The 17,697-nt window shown below is 37.9% G+C and carries 15 protein-coding genes; 4 read left to right on the forward strand and 11 right to left on the reverse strand.

The window, feature by feature from the left end; all coding sequences use genetic code 11:
• Positions 1 to 10: 10 nt before the first annotated feature.
• Positions 11 to 724 carry a response regulator transcription factor BfmR gene (gene bfmR / locus OSH00_RS03010; protein ID WP_004722855.1) on the reverse strand — a complete coding sequence of 238 codons (714 nt, stop codon included), beginning with the start codon at positions 722 to 724 and terminating at the stop codon, positions 11 to 13.
• A gap of 554 nt (positions 725 to 1,278) precedes the next feature.
• On the opposite strand from bfmR, the gene OSH00_RS03015 reads away from it, so the two are divergent.
• From OSH00_RS03015 to OSH00_RS03030, 4 genes are all read left to right on the forward strand, one after another.
• Positions 1,279 to 4,152, forward strand: a complete 2,874-nt coding sequence (locus OSH00_RS03015; protein WP_266129297.1) for a ribonucleoside-diphosphate reductase subunit alpha — start codon at positions 1,279 to 1,281, stop codon at positions 4,150 to 4,152.
• 127 nt (positions 4,153 to 4,279) lie between these two features.
• Entirely contained in the window at positions 4,280 to 4,411 is a 132-nt protein-coding gene (locus tag OSH00_RS03020) for a preprotein translocase subunit YajC (RefSeq protein ID WP_004827925.1), read from the forward strand.
• Positions 4,412 to 4,551: 140 nt separating this feature from the next.
• Positions 4,552 to 5,835 (forward strand): ribonucleotide-diphosphate reductase subunit beta, encoded by a 1,284-nt coding sequence (locus OSH00_RS03025; protein ID WP_100884588.1) that lies wholly within the window; start codon positions 4,552 to 4,554, stop codon positions 5,833 to 5,835.
• A gap of 204 nt (positions 5,836 to 6,039) precedes the next feature.
• Entirely contained in the window at positions 6,040 to 6,972 is a 933-nt protein-coding gene (locus OSH00_RS03030) for an IS5 family transposase (protein ID WP_266129167.1), read from the forward strand.
• Positions 6,973 to 7,009: 37 nt separating this feature from the next.
• On the opposite strand, the gene OSH00_RS03035 is transcribed toward OSH00_RS03030, so the two are convergent.
• The 10 genes from OSH00_RS03035 to OSH00_RS03080 are packed head-to-tail and all read right to left on the reverse strand — an operon-like array spanning position 7,010 to position 17,665.
• Complete coding sequence (locus OSH00_RS03035; protein WP_266129168.1) at positions 7,010 to 7,180, reverse strand: hypothetical protein; 171 nt, start codon at positions 7,178 to 7,180, stop codon at positions 7,010 to 7,012.
• Positions 7,177 to 7,869 (reverse strand): hypothetical protein, encoded by a 693-nt coding sequence (locus OSH00_RS03040; protein WP_266129169.1) that lies wholly within the window; start codon positions 7,867 to 7,869, stop codon positions 7,177 to 7,179. The genes OSH00_RS03035 and OSH00_RS03040 overlap by 4 nt, the downstream gene beginning before the upstream one ends.
• A complete protein-coding gene (locus OSH00_RS03045) occupies positions 7,866 to 8,552 on the reverse strand; it encodes a putative type VI secretion system effector (RefSeq protein WP_266129170.1) in 687 nt (228 codons plus the stop codon). Before OSH00_RS03045 ends, OSH00_RS03040 begins: the two co-directional genes overlap by 4 nt.
• Positions 8,549 to 9,235, reverse strand: coding sequence for a hypothetical protein (locus OSH00_RS03050; RefSeq protein ID WP_266129171.1), 687 nt, complete (start codon positions 9,233 to 9,235; stop codon positions 8,549 to 8,551). The genes OSH00_RS03045 and OSH00_RS03050 overlap by 4 nt, the downstream gene beginning before the upstream one ends.
• Positions 9,232 to 9,927 carry a hypothetical protein gene (locus tag OSH00_RS03055; protein WP_266129172.1) on the reverse strand — a complete coding sequence of 232 codons (696 nt, stop codon included), beginning with the start codon at positions 9,925 to 9,927 and terminating at the stop codon, positions 9,232 to 9,234. Before OSH00_RS03055 ends, OSH00_RS03050 begins: the two co-directional genes overlap by 4 nt.
• Positions 9,924 to 10,619, reverse strand: coding sequence for a hypothetical protein (locus tag OSH00_RS03060; protein WP_266129173.1), 696 nt, complete (start codon positions 10,617 to 10,619; stop codon positions 9,924 to 9,926). The genes OSH00_RS03055 and OSH00_RS03060 overlap by 4 nt, the downstream gene beginning before the upstream one ends.
• Positions 10,616 to 11,311: a hypothetical protein gene (locus tag OSH00_RS03065; protein WP_266129174.1), complete on the reverse strand. Its 696-nt coding sequence runs from the start codon at positions 11,309 to 11,311 to the stop codon at positions 10,616 to 10,618. Before OSH00_RS03065 ends, OSH00_RS03060 begins: the two co-directional genes overlap by 4 nt.
• Positions 11,312 to 11,317: 6 nt before the next feature.
• Positions 11,318 to 14,074, reverse strand: a complete 2,757-nt coding sequence (locus OSH00_RS03070; RefSeq protein WP_266129175.1) for a T6SS effector BTH_I2691 family protein — start codon at positions 14,072 to 14,074, stop codon at positions 11,318 to 11,320.
• Positions 14,067 to 15,035 carry a DUF4123 domain-containing protein gene (locus OSH00_RS03075; protein ID WP_266129176.1) on the reverse strand — a complete coding sequence of 323 codons (969 nt, stop codon included), beginning with the start codon at positions 15,033 to 15,035 and terminating at the stop codon, positions 14,067 to 14,069. The genes OSH00_RS03070 and OSH00_RS03075 overlap by 8 nt, the downstream gene beginning before the upstream one ends.
• Entirely contained in the window at positions 15,032 to 17,665 is a 2,634-nt protein-coding gene (locus OSH00_RS03080) for a type VI secretion system Vgr family protein (protein ID WP_266129177.1), read from the reverse strand. Before OSH00_RS03080 ends, OSH00_RS03075 begins: the two co-directional genes overlap by 4 nt.
• Between the last annotated feature and the right edge of the window lie 32 nt (positions 17,666 to 17,697).

The raw sequence follows: 17,697 nt of genomic DNA on the forward strand, positions 1-17,697 counted from the left end.
GACCCATCATTTATAAGCCAGTCTCTTTAACAAATAGATAACCTTTACTACGTACAGTTTTAATACGTTTTGGATTTTCTGGATCATCGCCAATTTTTGGACGAATACGAGAAATACGGACATCGATGGAACGGTCTTGACCATCGTATTCAATACCACGCAAACGCTCAAAGATGTCTTCACGGGATAAAATACGCCCTGCGTTTGACGCCAACAACCAAAGTAAATCATATTCAGCGCTGGTAAAGTCAACCAACTCACCATTTAAGGTCACTGAACGACCGCCATTGTCAATCACAAGATCATCAAACTCAATGCGTTGAGCCACTTCATCTTCTGGTGCTTTGTCTGTACGACGTAATAAAGCACGGATACGTGCTAGCAATACACGAGGCTGAACAGGTTTAGCAACATAGTCATCTGCCCCCATTTCCAAACCAAGCACTTGATCCATATCTTCAGTACGTGCAGTCAACATCAAAATTGGTTGATGATAATGTGGACGAACTTCACGACAAACGGTTAAACCGTCTGCGCCCGGCAACATCACATCCAATACGACCAAATCTGGTTGCTCCGCAATAATTCGGCGAATTGCACGATTACCATCCGGTTCTACCCCAACCTCAAGACCATTACGAATTAAATATTCTTGAGTTAAGCGAGCAAGACGCTCGTCATCTTCAACAATCAAAATCTTTGGTAACTTTTCTTCTTGGCTCATCTATTTGCCCCTATATTTAATTTGGTCACTGCTACAAATCTCGCAGATTCAAGACACTATGTTTTGCAATATACACACGTTTACAATGTAAACAAGACCTCATTCACCAAACTGATACATGAGCGTATCAATTTGTTATATTTTTATTAACTATTGAATTGTAGACAGTTTTCCAAGTTTTCACACCTTTATGCAGCAATATTCCTAACACAATCAATACGCGGACTATTTTTTATACAAAATATTTCATTGTTCATATTCTGTTTAATCAGTTCATCGCTTTTTGAGTTATCCACATAGTTATCTATAAGCACTCTTGGTGGTCTTTGTTATGCTATGTCCTTGCCAAATAAGGCATATAACAAAAATGATTGTTCAAGGGAAAAAGACACGAATAAAAATTTACTGATTAGAGATAAAACATTCTTAAAATGTCAATATTGATCTGACCTTAAAATTACCGTATCTTGTGTTCTAAATTAAATTAAACCACTAAGTATTGTGTTTAGTCCTCAAACATCGTGACGAACAAAATTGCAACTCGTCCGGTTCAAATGGTCCATAAACATAACAATGATGATGACAATGGAGCTACGCTGACAATGAACGCCATTACAACCCCTGGTCAACTACAAGTGATTAAACGCACTGGTGATGTTGCCGCTTTTGATGCAGATAAAATCGCTGTAGCAATTGGTAAAGCTTTTTTGGCTGTTGAGGGCCAGCAAAGCGCAGACTCAAGCCGAATTCATGACCGTATTACACAATTAACAGAAATGGTTATGAACACTTTTAATCGTCGTTTACCGTCTGGCGGAACAATTCACATTGAAGAAATTCAAGACCAAGTTGAATTGGCGCTTATGCGTACAGGTGAACAAAAAGTTGCGCGTGCTTATGTGATCTATCGTGAGCAACGTTCTGAAGCACGTAAACAAACGGGTGCTCATCATCACCCAACCCTACAAATCACAGATGCGAATGGTCAGCTTCAGCCTCTAGATTTGGGCAAACTTCAAGCCACGATTGAAAAAGCCAGCGAAGGTTTAGAAGGTATTGATGTTCAAGCCATTGTCGATGAAACAGTTAAAAACTTATATAACGGTGTAAAACAGTCAGACATCTCAACCACCATGATGATGGCGACACGTACCCGTATCGAACAAGAACCAAACTACACTTATGTGACGGCACGTTTACTTCGTGATGATTTAGTGGCAACTGGTTTAAAATTCTTAGGTTTAGCGACAGATACCGAAGAAGGCGATGCGCTTGAAACTTACCTGAAAAAAGGGATCGAGCTGGAACTTCTTTCACCAGAACTTTTAAACTTCGACCTTGCTAAATTGGCAGCAGCGATCAAACCAGAACGCTCAAACCAATTTACCTACTTAGGTCTGCAAACTTTGTTTGACCGCTATTTCATTCACTCAAACGATGTACGTTTCGAACTTCCGCAATTGTTCTTTATGCGTGTCTCTATGGGGCTTGCATTAAATGAAGAGCAACGTGAAGATCGTGCAATTGAGTTCTATGACTTATTGTCTAGCTTCGATTATATGGCGTCTACACCGACACTGTTTAACTCAGGTACCTTACGCCCACAATTATCAAGCTGTTACTTAACCACCATTCAAGATGATCTTTATGACATCTATGGTGCTATGCGTGACAATGCCCTACTCTCTAAATGGGCGGGTGGTTTAGGAAATGACTGGACTCCTGTTCGTGCGTTGAACTCATACATCAAAGGCACAAACGGTAAATCTCAAGGTGTTGTTCCTTTCCTCAAAGTTGCCAACGATACTGCAGTTGCAGTCAACCAAGGCGGTAAACGTAAAGGTGCCGTATGTGCATACCTTGAAACTTGGCACTTGGATATTGAAGAATTCCTGGAGCTGCGTAAAAACACAGGTGATGACCGTCGTCGTACACACGATATGAACACTGCAAACTGGGTTCCGGATTTGTTTATGCAACGTGTGTTTGAAGATGCGGAATGGACATTGTTCACACCATCTGAAACACCTGATTTGCATGACCTTACAGGAACTGAGTTTGCTGAACGTTATGCTTACTATGAAAGCGTTGCTAAAGAAAACAACATGCTGCATAAGAAAATCCGTGCGAAAGACTTATGGCGCAAAATGTTATCAATGTTGTTTGAAACAGGTCATCCGTGGATCACATTCAAAGACGTATGTAACTTACGTTCACCACAACAACATGTTGGCGTAGTTCACTCATCTAACTTATGTACAGAAATCACTTTAAATACCAATAAAGATGAAATCGCAGTATGTAACCTAGGTTCGATCAACCTTGTTCAACATGTTCAAGGCGGTAAACTTGACCGTGAAAAACTAGCACGTACTGTAAAAACAGCAGTTCGCATGCTCGACAACGTGATTGACATCAACTACTACGCAGTTGAACAAGCACGTAATTCAAACCTGAAACACCGTCCAGTCGGTATGGGTATCATGGGCTTCCAAGATGCTTTATATGAATTGGGTATGGGTTATGGCTCAGATGAAGCAGTCGACTTTGCTGATGAGTCTATGGAAGTGATCAGCTACTATGCGATCCAAACTTCTAGCGACCTTGCGATTGAACGTGGTGTTTATTCAACATTCAAAGGTTCATTGTGGGATCAAGGGATCTTACCAATCGACTCTTTAGATATTGTTGCAAAATCTCGTCCAGAACGCATGTTCGAAGTTGACCGTACCCAACGTTTGGACTGGGACAGTTTACGTGCCAAAGTACAAAAAGACGGTATGCGTAACTCAAATGTGATGGCGATTGCGCCTACAGCAACCATCTCAAACATTTGTGGTGTTTCACAGTCAATCGAACCAACGTTCCAAAACCTTTATGTAAAATCAAACCTTTCAGGTGAATTTACAGTGATCAACCCGTACTTAGTACGTGCGTTAAAAGATCGTGGTCTTTGGGACGCTGTCATGGTGAACGACCTTAAACATTTCGAAGGTTCTGTACAAAAAATTGCCCGTATTCCTGATGAATTAAAAGCAATTTTTGCAACCGCATTTGAAGTGGATACACGTTGGATCGTGGATGCTGCATCACGTCGTCAAAAATGGATTGATCAAGCACAGTCATTGAACCTATACATCTCAGGTGCAAATGGTAAAAAACTTGACATCACGTATAAGATGGCTTGGTTACGTGGTCTTAAAACGACCTATTACCTCCGTGCATTGGGTGCAACATCTGCGGAAAAATCAACCATTAACACGGGCGCTTTAAACGCAGTAAAAGCAACCACTGTGGCTGCTCCAGTGGCGGCGGTTGCACCAGAAGCTAAACCTGTAGCACCTGCTGAAGAAGAAGGCTTCTCTCAAGCAGCACCAGTGCCACAAGCATGCTCAATCGACAATCCAGATTGTGAAGCTTGTCAGTAAGTCATCCTCCCGACCCTCCCTTTAAAAGGAGGGAGATTTCTCGAAGTAAATGGTGGGATGCAAGTCCCTCCCTTTAAAAAGAGAGATCAGGGGATTGAATAAGTTTGAAATCATAAAAGGCTGAGCCATGTTCCATTTAAGTCATAACTATGAGTTAGGCATAATTGTGCTGATCTTGGCCTTTTTGGTTTTTTATATCCCTGCGGTCTATGCATTTATTGCGATCCGCAAACAGCAAAAGCGTAATCAAAATAAGTAGTGTGGGTATCTGTTCTTTCGAACAAGAACAAAACAACTATCGGCAAAACTTAATTTTGCTTGCACAGAATAAGCGTATAGTAGTGACATCTTTTTTGTGAGATGTCGAACATAGATATTAACAACGAAGAGAGAACAACGATGTCTATCCTAAGTTGGGACGATTTTGAAGATGATGAACCGAAACAAGCTGCACAAGCTCACCAGCCTGCGCCCGTCGAACCGAAAAAAACGACTGATTCGCAAGTGGTATCTGATGCAAAGCAATCATCGCAGAATTTGGCAGCTGCACAATCCGCTGGAACCTATTCAGCAAGATCAACAAATCCAACCGATTCGTTGGCAAGAGCATCTCACGCCTTAGAAAAGTTGGATGTTGCACCGGGCTTGGAAGAGCTTGAAATGGGTGCGCAGCGTGTACAGGTTGATGATAAAGCCATGATCAACTGTCGTGCAGATTTAAACCAGCTTGTACCATTCAAATACGAGTGGGCTTGGCAGAAATACCTAGACGGATGTGCAAACCACTGGATGCCACAAGAAGTCAACATGAACCATGACATCGCACTGTGGAAGTCTGAAAATGGTTTGACTGAAGATGAACGTACTATTGTAATGCGTTCTTTAGGTTTCTTCTCAACCGCAGACTCATTGGTTGCAAACAACCTGGTTTTGGCGATCTACCGTCATATTACCAACCCTGAATGCCGTCAATACATCTTGCGTCAAGCATTTGAAGAAGCGATTCACACCCATGCTTACCAGTACTGTATCGAATCTTTGGGTATGGATGAAGGCGAAGTCTTTAACATGTACCGCGAAGTTCCATCTGTGGCCCGTAAAGCAGCGTGGGGCTTGAAGTATACACAGTCTTTGAGTGATCCTACTTTCCATACGGGTACTCCTGAAAACGATCAGATCTTATTGCGTAACCTGATTGCATTCTATTGTGTACTTGAAGGAATCTTCTTCTACTGTGGTTTCAGCCAAATCTTGTCCATGGGTCGTCGTAACAAGATGAATGGTGTTGCTGAGCAATTCCAATACATCTTGCGTGATGAGTCGATGCACTTGAACTTTGGTATCGACATGATTAACCAAATCAAGATCGAAAACCCACACTTATGGACTGCTGAGTTCCAAGAAGAAATCATTCAAATGATTCTTGAAGGCACCATGCTTGAAATCGAATATGCGCGTGACACCATGCCACGCGGTGTATTGGGTATGAATGCAGCGATGATGGAAGAATATTTGAAATTCATCTGTAACCGTCGTTTAGCACAGCTTGGTCTTCCTGAACAGTTTGCTGGTGTAAACAACCCGTTCCAGTGGATGTCTGAGATGATGGACTTGCGTAAAGAGAAGAACTTCTTTGAAACGCGTGTGACTGATTATCAAACTGGTGGTGCGTTGAGCTGGTAAGGTAGATGTCAACGCTGAATGACAGTTGATATGAGATTTTTGACACATATTTCGAGATTGTTTCAAAAATGCTAGACCAAACTTAAAAAAAACGACAACTGGAATTTTTCTAAAAGAGTCTAAAATTTAGGCTCTTTTTTAATCAAGAGAGGCTTTGTTGCATAAACCTACCTCTTAAGGCTTACTCAGCAATATAATTCTCAGATGAATAAGCCTACACCTAAAATTTATCGTACAACAAATTGGTCATCCTACAATCGTGCTTTGATCAATCGTGGTAATTTAACAATTTGGTTTGATACAAAAACCCAATGGTACGCTCCCCCCAAAGGCAAACATGGTCGAAATCAAACTTATTCCGACACAGCCATTCAATGCTGTTTAATGATCAAATCCTTATTTCGTCTTTCCTTACGGATGGTCACTGGTTTTGTTCAAAGCCTTATTAGACTGTGTGGTCTAAATTGGACAGCTCCAGATTATTCAACCATTTGCAGAAGACAAAAGCATATTGATATTCAAATTTGCTATGAAAAGAGTTGTAATGGATTGCATCTACTCGTCGATTCCACAGGCTTGAAGTTTTTAGGTGAAGGTGAATGGAAACGTAAGAAACATCAGCCTGAATATCGTCGCCAATGGCGTAAACTGCATATCGGTATAGATGCTAAAACCCTGCAAATACGAGCAGTTCAGCTTACAACGAATAATATCAGTGATTCGCAAGTTCTTGGAGATTTACTTGATCAAATCCCATTAGATGAGCAGATTGATTCAGTCTATACAGACGGGGCTTATGACACAAAACAATGCCGTCAGGTCATTGCAGATCGGCAAGCGTATGCAGTGATTCCACTCAGAAAAAATGCAAAGCCTTGGAAAGATAACAAAGTTCATTCGCGAGAGCGAAATGAATTACTTCGAACAGTTAAACGTTTCGGCAGGACACTATGGAAAAAATGGTCAGGCTATCATCACCGAAGTTTGGTCGAAACTAAGATGCATTGCATCAAATTATTAGGCGATAAACTCAGTGCTAGGAACTTTCAAAGCCAAGTCAATGAGGTGCATGCCCGTATAGCTATTTTAAATAAATTTACAGAATTAGGCCGACCTCATACTCAAGTTGTCACTTAAATTTGAGGCGCCTAGGAGAACTTTGCCTTTAAATCCTTTATGCAACAAAGCCGTTGGCAACTAAAACGGCTTGTGAAGCTAGAGCAGCACTGCCAACTGCTGCCCCCAATGCAGCAGATACAGTGGCTTGTTTCCCACGATTCTTTATAAAATCATACTTGGCTTTATGAACAAATAGGTTTTCGATTTGCCCTTCTATTATTTTCATTTTTTCTCAAAGTAATCCTTTGGATAAGGGTTGTTTTCTTTAAATGCATTTTGATATTCAATTACCCATGACATTGTCATAATCTTATTATCATCACCAAAGCTATATTTTCTTAATTTCACCTCTCGATTATTTTCAAAACCTAAAAAATCCATTATCTTTTCAGTTAAAAGTCCTTTTATCTTTTCAGGCTTATACATCGACATAACAAAAAAATAAGAAACAATCAATGATAAAAAAATTGCCAAGATAATGAATTTAAGATCACCATTAGAAAAAAATAAAACAAAAAATGCTATTAAAATACAGCCAAAATACATATATATATATTTCTTTTTGAGTTGTTTAACAGTCTCTCCAGTACCTATTGGGATATACATTTTATTATCTTTAGGGTCTATCAAGACTAAAGCGATATGATCTTGCACTAAACAAATCAATTGAGCATGATTTGAAAAGTAAATATCTTCAAATAAACCTTCATACTTTTGCCCATTCAGTTCAAAACTACACGCTTTTACATCCCATTGACTGTTGGCAACTAAAACGGCTTGTGAAGCCAGAGCAGCACTCCCTACAGCAGCTCCGAGTGCAGCAGATACAGTGGCTTGTTTCCCACGATTCTTTATAAAATCATACTTGGCTTTATAAACAAATAAGTTTTCAATTTGCCCTTCTATTATTTTCATTTTCTCTCAAAGTAATCCTTTGGATATGGGTTGTTTTCTTTAAATGCATTTTGATAATGATAAACCCACGATACTGTAAATCCGTCTTTATCTTTATAGGTGAATTTATCTAAATTCACACCTTCAAAATGTTTAAAATTTAATAATTCAAAAATTCTTTCTGTTAATAAACCTTTGTTTTTTTCATCTTTATACATCCAAAAAACTATAAAAAGACAAACAAAAATTGATAATAAACTACCAACCGTTTGTATAAAAAATTCACCCAAAAATAAAGCTAGCAAAAATACAATTAAATAAAATGTAAAAAAATATTTTATATATTTTCTTTTTAAATTATATATAGTTTCACCTGTGCCTATAGGCATATATATCAGGTCTAGCTGAGGGTCGATCACCACTAAAACAGTATTTGCCTCGACTAGACAAATAACCTCTGAACCCTCTTTGAGATATATCTCATTAAAAATTCCCTCAAACTCTTTTTCATTAAGCGTAAAAGTTAAAGATTCCACATCAATGGATGCATTCATTAACAATACTGCTTGCGAGGCTAAAGCAGCACTGCCAACTGCTGCCCCCAATGCAGCAGATACAGTGGCTTGTTTTCCACTGTTTTTTATAAAATCATACTTGGCTTTATAAACAAATAAGTTTTCAATTTGCCCTTCTATTATTTTCATTTTTTCTCAAAGTAGTCCTTTGGATATGGATTGTTTTCTTTAAATGCATTTTGATATTCAATTACCCATGATTTTGTCATAGTCTGGTTTTTATCAACAAACGCATTTTTTGTAAGATTAATCTCATTCATCTCTTTAACACCCAATAACTCTATTATTTTTTCAGTTAATAAACCTTTCCCCTTTTCTGCTCTATACATTGGTAAAAAATATACCATTATAAAAATACAAAACATACTAAATATTAATAATAGTAAACTTTGCTCTACTGAAATTACTATTATTAGGCCTATGAATAATGAGATAGCATTTAAAATGAGATACTTTTTTTTCAATTGTTTTATTGTTTCACCAGTACCAATTGGAATATACATTTTATTATCTTTAGGATCTATCAAAACTAAAGCAATATGGTCTTGCACTAAACAGATCAGGTGAACATGATTTGAAAAGTAAATATCTTCAAATAAACCTTCATACTTTTTCCCATTGAGTTCAAAACTACATTCTTTTACATCCCATTGACTATTGGCAACTAAAACGGCTTGTGAAGCTAGAGCAGCACTTCCCACAGCCGCCCCCAATGCAGCAGAAACTGTAGCTTGTTTACCACGATTCTTTATAAAATCATACTTGGCTTTATGAACAAATAGGTTTTCGATTTGCCCTTCTATTATTTTCATTTTTTCTCAAAGTAGTCCTTTGGATATGGGTTGTTTTCTTTAAATGCATTTTGATATTCGATTACCCATGATTTTGTCATAGTCTGGTTTTTATCAACAAACGCATTTTTTGTAAGATTAATTTTATTCACATCTGTGACACCCAACAACTCTATTATTCTTTCAGTTAATAAACCTTTTCCCTTTTCCGTTCTATACATTGGTAAAGAAATAAAAAAATAAATTATAGTAGTAGCCACGACTACCCCAATTAAACCAACAATCAAGTTACTATTTAAAAAAAGAAAAACAAAAAATATAATAATTAAATAGAAAAAATTTAATATGAGATACTTTTTTTTCAACTGTTTAATCGTTTCACCAGTACCGATTGGAATATACATTTTATTGTCTTTAGGATCTATTAGTACTAAAGCAATATGGTCTTGCACTAAACAGATCAGTTGAGCATGATTTGAAAAGTAAATATCTTCAAATAAACCTTCATACTTTTGCCCATTCAGTTCAAAACTACACGCTTTGACATCCCATTGGCTATTAGCAACTAAAACGGCTTGTGATGCTAAAGCTGCATTGCCAACTGCTGCCCCCAATGCAGCAGATACAGTGGCTTGTTTCCCACGATTCTTTATAAAATCATACTTGGCTTTATAAACAAATAAGTTTTCGATTTGTCCTTCTATTATTTTCATTTTTTCTCAAAGTAATCCTTTGGATAAGGGTTGTTTTCTTTAAATGCATTTTGATATTCAATTACCCATGATTTTGTCATAGTCTGGTTTTTATCAACAAACGCATTTTTTGTAAGATTAATATCATTCACATCTGTAACACCCAACAACTCTATTATTTTTTCAGTTAATAAGCCTTTTCCCTTTTCTGCTCTATACATTGGCAAAGACATAAAAAAATAAACTATTAAAGCATATAAAAAGGATGTAATTATATTAAAAAAAATATCACTACTTAAAAATAAAATTACTACCAACATGATTAACATATAAAAACCGAACAATATTGTATGTTTTCTCTTTAATTGTTTTATTGTTTCGCCTGTACCAATTGGTATATACATTTTATTATCTTTAGGATCTATTAGTACTAAAGCGATATGATCTTGCACTAAACAGATCAGTTGAGCATGATTTGAAAAGTAAATATCTTCAAATAAACCTTCATACTTTTGCCCATTCAGTTCAAAACTACACTCTTTTACATCCCATTGACTGTTGGCAACTAAAACGGCTTGTGAAGCTAGAGCAGCACTCCCTACAGCTGCCCCCAATGCAGCAGATACAGTGGCTTGTTTCCCACGATTCTTTATAAAATCATACTTGGCTTTATGAACAAATAGATTTTCAATTTGCCCTTCTATTATTTTCATTTTCTCTCAAAGTAATCCTTTGGATAGGGGTTATTTTCTTTAAATGCATTTTGATATTCGATTACCCATGATTTTGTCATAGTCTGGTTTTTATCAACAAACGCATTTTTTGTAAGATTAATTTCATTCACATCTGTAATACCCAACAACTCTATTATTCTTTCAGTTAATAAACCTTTTCCCTTTTCTGCTTTATACATTGGCAAATAAATGAGATAATAAATAAAGAATATTGACAAAATCACTCCAAACAAAGTGAAAGCAACTCCTTCTTTCAAGGATATAAATATAAAAAACATTACAAGAAAAAAAAGCCCATTAATCAAAAGATTTTTCTTCTTTAACTGTTTAATCGTTTCACCAGTACCGATTGGAATATACATTTTATTGTCTTTAGGATCTATTAGTACCAAAGCAATATTATCTTGTACTAAACAGATCAGTTGAGCATGATTTGAAAAGTAAATATCTTCAAATAAACCTTCATACTTTTGCCCATTCAGTTCAAAACTACACGCTTTTACATCCCATTGACTGTTGGCAACTAAAACTGCCTGAGAGGCTAGCGCAGCACTGCCAACTGCTGCCCCCAATGCAGCAGATACAGTGGCTTGTTTCCCACTATTCTTTATAAAATCATACTTGGCTTTATGAACAAATAAGTTTTCGATTTGTCCTTCTACTATTTCCATTAACCATTATCCCAAATTCGTATGTATTGCTGCTTCAAAGGCTTTGCTTTCAGCCATCATATCTTTAAAAGGCGTTTCCGAATTATTCTTTTTAGAACGAAAAGCACACTGTTTACACCATTTTTCTAGTGCATTATCAAAGAAGAATTTTCGTATAAAGATTTCTGCGGCTGTTAGGCCTAATCCAATTAAGTTAAATCTTCCAATATACATTAAAGCAAATTGAAATAATTTACCTAAAACTATTCTTTCAGCAAAATTTTTAAATGCGGATGAAACAACATACTTACTAATAACATTCCCTGTATATCCTAAAGCGATGTATGCCCCAGCTACAGCAGTCATAACCCCTAGCCCTGCTTTAAAAGCAATAATTACTTTTAATAATCTAACTTTTTCCTTCATTGTCGATTGATAATCTAAATACGCCCCTAAAGCCCCACCAACCGTTGCAAAAACTGCGCCTGCGGCTTTTAATCCCCCTGTGACATTAAAACGGCTGTCTTGAAACCATGAGCCAGTCATATCAAGTGAAGCACCAAGCAAACTCATGGTTGCGGCTGTATATTGAGAAACAAATTCAAAGTCCGTTTTTCCCTCATCTATTGCTTTTTCTCTTTGCAATAAAAAGTTTAAAAACTCAAAGAAAGTGACAATCGCAGCAATCCTGTTGGAACTGGAATTTGTTCGTGTAGACAAATCATCTATAGCATCTTTTAAACGACTGTCTAACCATTGCTTTGCCGTGGTCTGAGAGTGAGGACTGAGATTGGTGTTATTGCTGGCTTTCCAGATCTTATAATCAATCCGATAAAAATATGCATTCACACCAAATTTTTCGGCTAAAACACCTGTTTTTGCACGTAATATAAACAACCAACGCGCAAACTCTGTAGGATATTTGCCTGCAATCGATACTTTCGGCGTTCGGTCTATCACATACTTCATCGACTCAGACAACCAATGAAATGCAAAGCCCGTAGATGTTCTTTGCAAATCAGGTAACGCACTCTGCAAAGCAGGGTTCTTTACCCAGTTGTCCCAAGCGGCGTCCGCTGAGGTAAATGCGCCAATCAACCCTTTGCCAATAGACAAAGAATTTTCCCAATTGGACATTTTCCCTTCACGCATGGCTTCATCAAATTTATTCTCAAAATCCTTGATATTAAAGCAATAAGCTTTTAAATATAGGTTTTCAGGTTCAACTTTATCTTTATTTAACCATTGTGTTAAAAAGTCATAGCTGGTTTTATTGCCACTCATTCCTTTCATCAAGTCCGAGACAAGCACATGGTAGTAAAAACCAAATGGGATCAGTGTTTGTGTATCAAACACATAGAGCGCATCTCTTAAATATTTTGATTTCAGCCACGCGATATGATCATTGGCGTAATTGAGTGCTATTTTTTCTGATTCAGCAGAAGTTACTTCATAAGTGTTTTTGAAGTTTCGATAAGCATCCATATCCAACAATTGGCTATAATTATTCTTCCAAGCTTCACTGCCTTTTTGGATACCCAACTTCTTATAATAATCATCTAACTTCACTTTATCCTGTGACCAAGTGTGCTGCTTTTCTTTGATTTTCTTTTCATAATAATCCACCAATACATAATTATTATTCTTTTTCGCCTTTTCTAATTCCAGTTCAAGCGCTGCAATACCTGCGTCATTATTTTGTGCCATTGCTTGTGTGGCTTGTTGTTTTACACCGACAAAATTTCTGATTAATGCTTCTTCTAACCCGTCTATCGTCAGCATGGTATGCAACTTATGATCATTGCTGATATTGTCTTTGTCTTTTGCATCTAAAAAGCCTTTAACCTTTTTAAACGACAAATCATTTCGCGTGTTATTCAGCACTCTGGTTATTCCAATCGCATCATATAAACCCATACACACAAATGCTTTCGGGAACTGTTGAAATTTGGACTTCATCAGCTTGAGGCGATTTTCACCAAATGTATATTTATTATGAATCGCTGAATCAATTTGACTCTCGCCAAAACAATGCGCTTGGTTTGAACCACCCCCAATTTTAACCTTTTGCCATTTGCCTTCTGCAACAAACTGATCTGCATTTTTTTGATATTCTGCACGTTTGACATCACTGATCGGCGCATGTGAAAAAATCAAATAAGCTTCACTTGCTGGATCACTTGGAATTTCTTCTATGGTGATGACAGATGCAGCCAAATGATGCCCTGCATTTTGACAGGCAAACTCAGCAACATTGACTGGCGCAGGTTTGGTCTTTTCAACATTAAAATAAGATAAAAAGCCTTTAGGGGTCACTTTATAGCCAGACCAATTGCCCTTGAATCCACTTTTTGCCCGTTTTGTTAAACAGTAAATATAGCCAGTATTGAGCATTTCTACGGTATAACTAAAATTGCTTAGTGGTACGTCTTTCACATTTTTACCCAAGGTCGCAGGTAAAACTTTTGCTTTGCCAATCACGACTGAATATCTTAGTGGAACGATATTAAATCCTTTACTTCGACAAAAGTTACTACACTCCTTGGCATTTTGTGCAGCGGTTTTCTTATTGGCATCTACACTTCCATACACCATTTCTTTAATTTTGCTTGGATCTCCAAGTCCAACCTTCTTTTCTTTTTGATCAGCGACACCATATTTACCTAAGTTATCTGCCCAAGTGCCATATTTTTTTTGCTGCTCTGTGGTCAACTGCTGATTTTGGAATTCTTTTAAATAATCAAAATTATTGATTGTTGGTATTTTATTTTTATTGTCAGCCATGATAGTTGCCCTCAAATTGACTTAAATCTTGTTTTAATGAAATCCAGTATTCTTCAGCAACAAACTCCATCGCATCTGTAAAATCGTATTTTTCAGGTTCAGTACCCCAATATTGCTGCAATATCTTTTGTATATAAGGATGTTGCATAAAACTTTGCCCTAGTACTTCTGCGTATATCCCATAACTCACTAAATCCATATATCCTTTGATATGGTATTGCTCGTGAGCTTGATATAAATTTTTAACAATCTTTTGTGGTTTTAAATGTTTATGGTCAATTTGTTCCAACTCATGTGCTTTGCTAAAAACAATATTGCTGATTTCAATCAGATCCAATTGTAAAGATTGTTGCGCATTGATTTTATTGATGGCTTTACGCTGTAATTTATTCTGCTCTATATTTTCCCAGTGGAAATAACCCGTAGGATGTATAAAATGCCATTGGGTAAAATTCCCCAATAAACTATTCATTTGCGGTTCATTGAAGATTTGATCTAAATAAATCATCACTCGAGGGTCGTACCAACGAAATAATATTTTAGACTCAACATCTTGCACGACTAAACTTGCTTTAAACTTCTGGTTCAATTCATCGTTGTCATAATCAGAAGTCCCAAAGCCATGAACCAAATACTCATGATTAGCCCTATCAAAATTACCAAACAAATGTTCGGCCAGTTGTAAACCGATGTCTTTTAAAATTTTTTCATCGATGATCTCTATAAAAAAGAGGTTGGTATCTTTATAGCCATTCCCCTTAGCCAAAGGAACATAAATGATATGATGCGCTCTTAAACTGTTTTTTAAATCATCAAAAATATGCGGTACTAGCGTTTGGTCAAGCAACACGATAAGCCGTTGCCTGTGTTGGAACACTGTCTGCATTTTTTGATAAATCCATTCAGCTGAGTGAAGTTCCAAAGGCATCATCGAATGCTGTAAAAAATTTTCACCCATCATAAGATCACCTTCGCAGATCCATCATGAGCAGCTTGCCCTTGTTTTGCTGAACAATCAGGTAAATCAGCCGCAGGCGGGTTGATCGAAGCAGACGATGTCAGCTTCTGCTGTCCAGATTTCACCTCAAACAAACCGCCAGTAGTTACAAACACACCAGAACCATTAAGCTTGACTTCAGTGCCATCACTAATGAGCTTAATTTCTTTCGGACTGATGATATAAACCGTATCTTCAGTTGAAATGATTTGAATGCCTTTACGTGCAATCAAATCCGCACCATCATCCTGTGCTTGGATCTCGACCTTGCCTTTGCCTGCATAAAGCCTCGCACCTTCCTGTGCTGCAAATAGGCTGATCTTGGAACTGGCATGAGCAAGCAAAGATTTTTGCGTGCTCAGGTTAATACTCTCACCTGCACTTTGACTGATCTGACCATCTGCTGAAAGATGAATATCTTCATTGCTTGCAAGCGCAACAGAGTTTGGTGAAGTCAAAATCATTAAAGCTTGTTTAAAAGCTTTTGCTTTTGTCTCACTTTCTTGTTCAATGTGTTCAATAAAAGCCTTTAGACCATCTAACATGTCTAAAGGGTCAGTCTGTTGATGCTTGGCAACTTCACTTAAGGCCTTGGTATTGTTTAAACTACTTTCTAACTGACGCTTTGCCACGCTTGCATCTAGATGATTGCCTGATGCCGAATCCTGGGCATGGGTACTGACCAGTAAGCCTTGTCCTGCACGTACTGCACCCCATCGATCTGTACGTAACTCAAAACCTTCGCCACGTCCTTCACTGCGCTCTGTTTCTTTTGGATGACTCAAATTACCCAGATTGAGTTGACTTGCAGCATGACTACTCTGCAACTGACTGCTGATTTGGTTGGTGGTATCGTCAAAGCGAAGCTGATTGAACCCGTCAGATTGATATTCCTTCGTTTTAATTCCGGATAACGTTTTAGTATCAGGCAGTTTTCCTTGGTCATCAAACTTGGTCGGGGTTCGATGCCCTTCATGAATACGACCGATCACAAAGGGACGGTCAATGTCACCATTACAAAATTGGATCACGACGATCTCTCCGACCCTCGGTAAGAATCGTGCGCCATAGCCTTCACCTGCCCACGGGGTCAGCACATCGACCCAAGCCGAGTCGGTATCATTATCATTCGAGCCTGCCCCGCCATCATGCATGTGGTCTTCATTGCGGGTAAACAGAAAACGAACTTTAATACGCCCCCATTCATCGACATGAATTTCTTCGCTACTCGACCCAACCACTTTGGCACGCTGTGGTGTTGCCATCGGTCTGTGCTTGAGTGGATCATATTCTGGAACAATCGCAATATGTCGTCGTTGTAGTACCAATTGATTGGATTGACGTTGTTCATTATTGTTTATATTGCTTGTGACGATATTGGCTGTTTGCCAATGACTTTGCTTGAGCAAGGTTTCAACCTGATGAGTCAGGTCTTTAGGTAAATTATTTTGGTTATAAAAGTGCTTGGCTATGATCAAGAATTGGTTATCTGGAGAATCTTTTTGATCCAAATGAGGATTTTCATGCAGCTCAAACCAGTAGCCAACATGCGCATCTCTTACTGTGGAGACAGCAGTAAACTGCTTGGCCTGTGAGTCATAGTAGTTGCTCATGTTTTGGTTAAAGCGTTCAATCTGGCTGTTACCCGATGGCGTTGCGTCATCCTCACCATTGAGGTCTGCAACCCATGCAGGACTAAAATGCCATACCTGTTCCATGCCTAGACGGGCATTATTATAGTTGTCACTGTGTTTGTGGTTGCTCAAGACATTGCCAGCACCTTCTTCTGTTTCGAGAACATCGGCTTGCCAACGTTGGATATGCACTGAGGTCGGTTGAAGTGAACGTAAGCCTTTCAATGTCGTAATTGTGTCTTGCTGTTCTACAGTTGAACTACGATGAAAGCGGATCGTGCGACGTTCTAAACTTTTGTATTGAGCGTTATTATCAATCAAACGAAGCTTTTGAGGTTGGATGTGTTCGGTAAAGCGAGAAACTTTAAGTTGTGCTTCGTCAATTAATGTACTCACCCCTTCCGAGGCGAGAAGCCTTTGAACAAGATCTATATCCAGTTCATTGTGCTGCATAATGAATGGTCTGACATCATAGTCTTTGGTTAGACTACTTTTATCCAAAGTCAAACTTGAAGCAAACAGTGGAGATTTTTCTCGCCATTCATTAAATATAACCTCAACCGCTTGCAATGCGGACATATTCATAAACACACGCGAATTTCTACGCTGTTTCCAGAGTGCAGTTGGATCTTCAACCATGAGGCGATAAATTGTTAGTGCACCATCAGAGGCCCCCACCTCAGCTTTGGTAACAATGCCTGAAATTCGATTGAGTTCAGACCGATCATTGACTATATCAACAGCTACACGACAACCGATAAAGTTTTTTAAAGCAATATCATGACGCGTAGACAAACAAATGAGTTTTAAATACAGTCCCTCATTGATCGCATGATGACCGTCTATGCGTTGCAAAAACACTTGGGCAGTCAAGTCAGGTTGACTAAATTGGATATGTAAAGCACGTTTTTGAGCATTTAATCCAAATTTATCCAGCATAAAATAAATATTATTAAACATGAATTATTATGTATTTTTTCTAAACAAAATCT

The organism is Acinetobacter nematophilus (assembly GCF_026344175.1).
GTDB classification, from domain to species: domain Bacteria; phylum Pseudomonadota; class Gammaproteobacteria; order Pseudomonadales; family Moraxellaceae; genus Acinetobacter; species Acinetobacter nematophilus.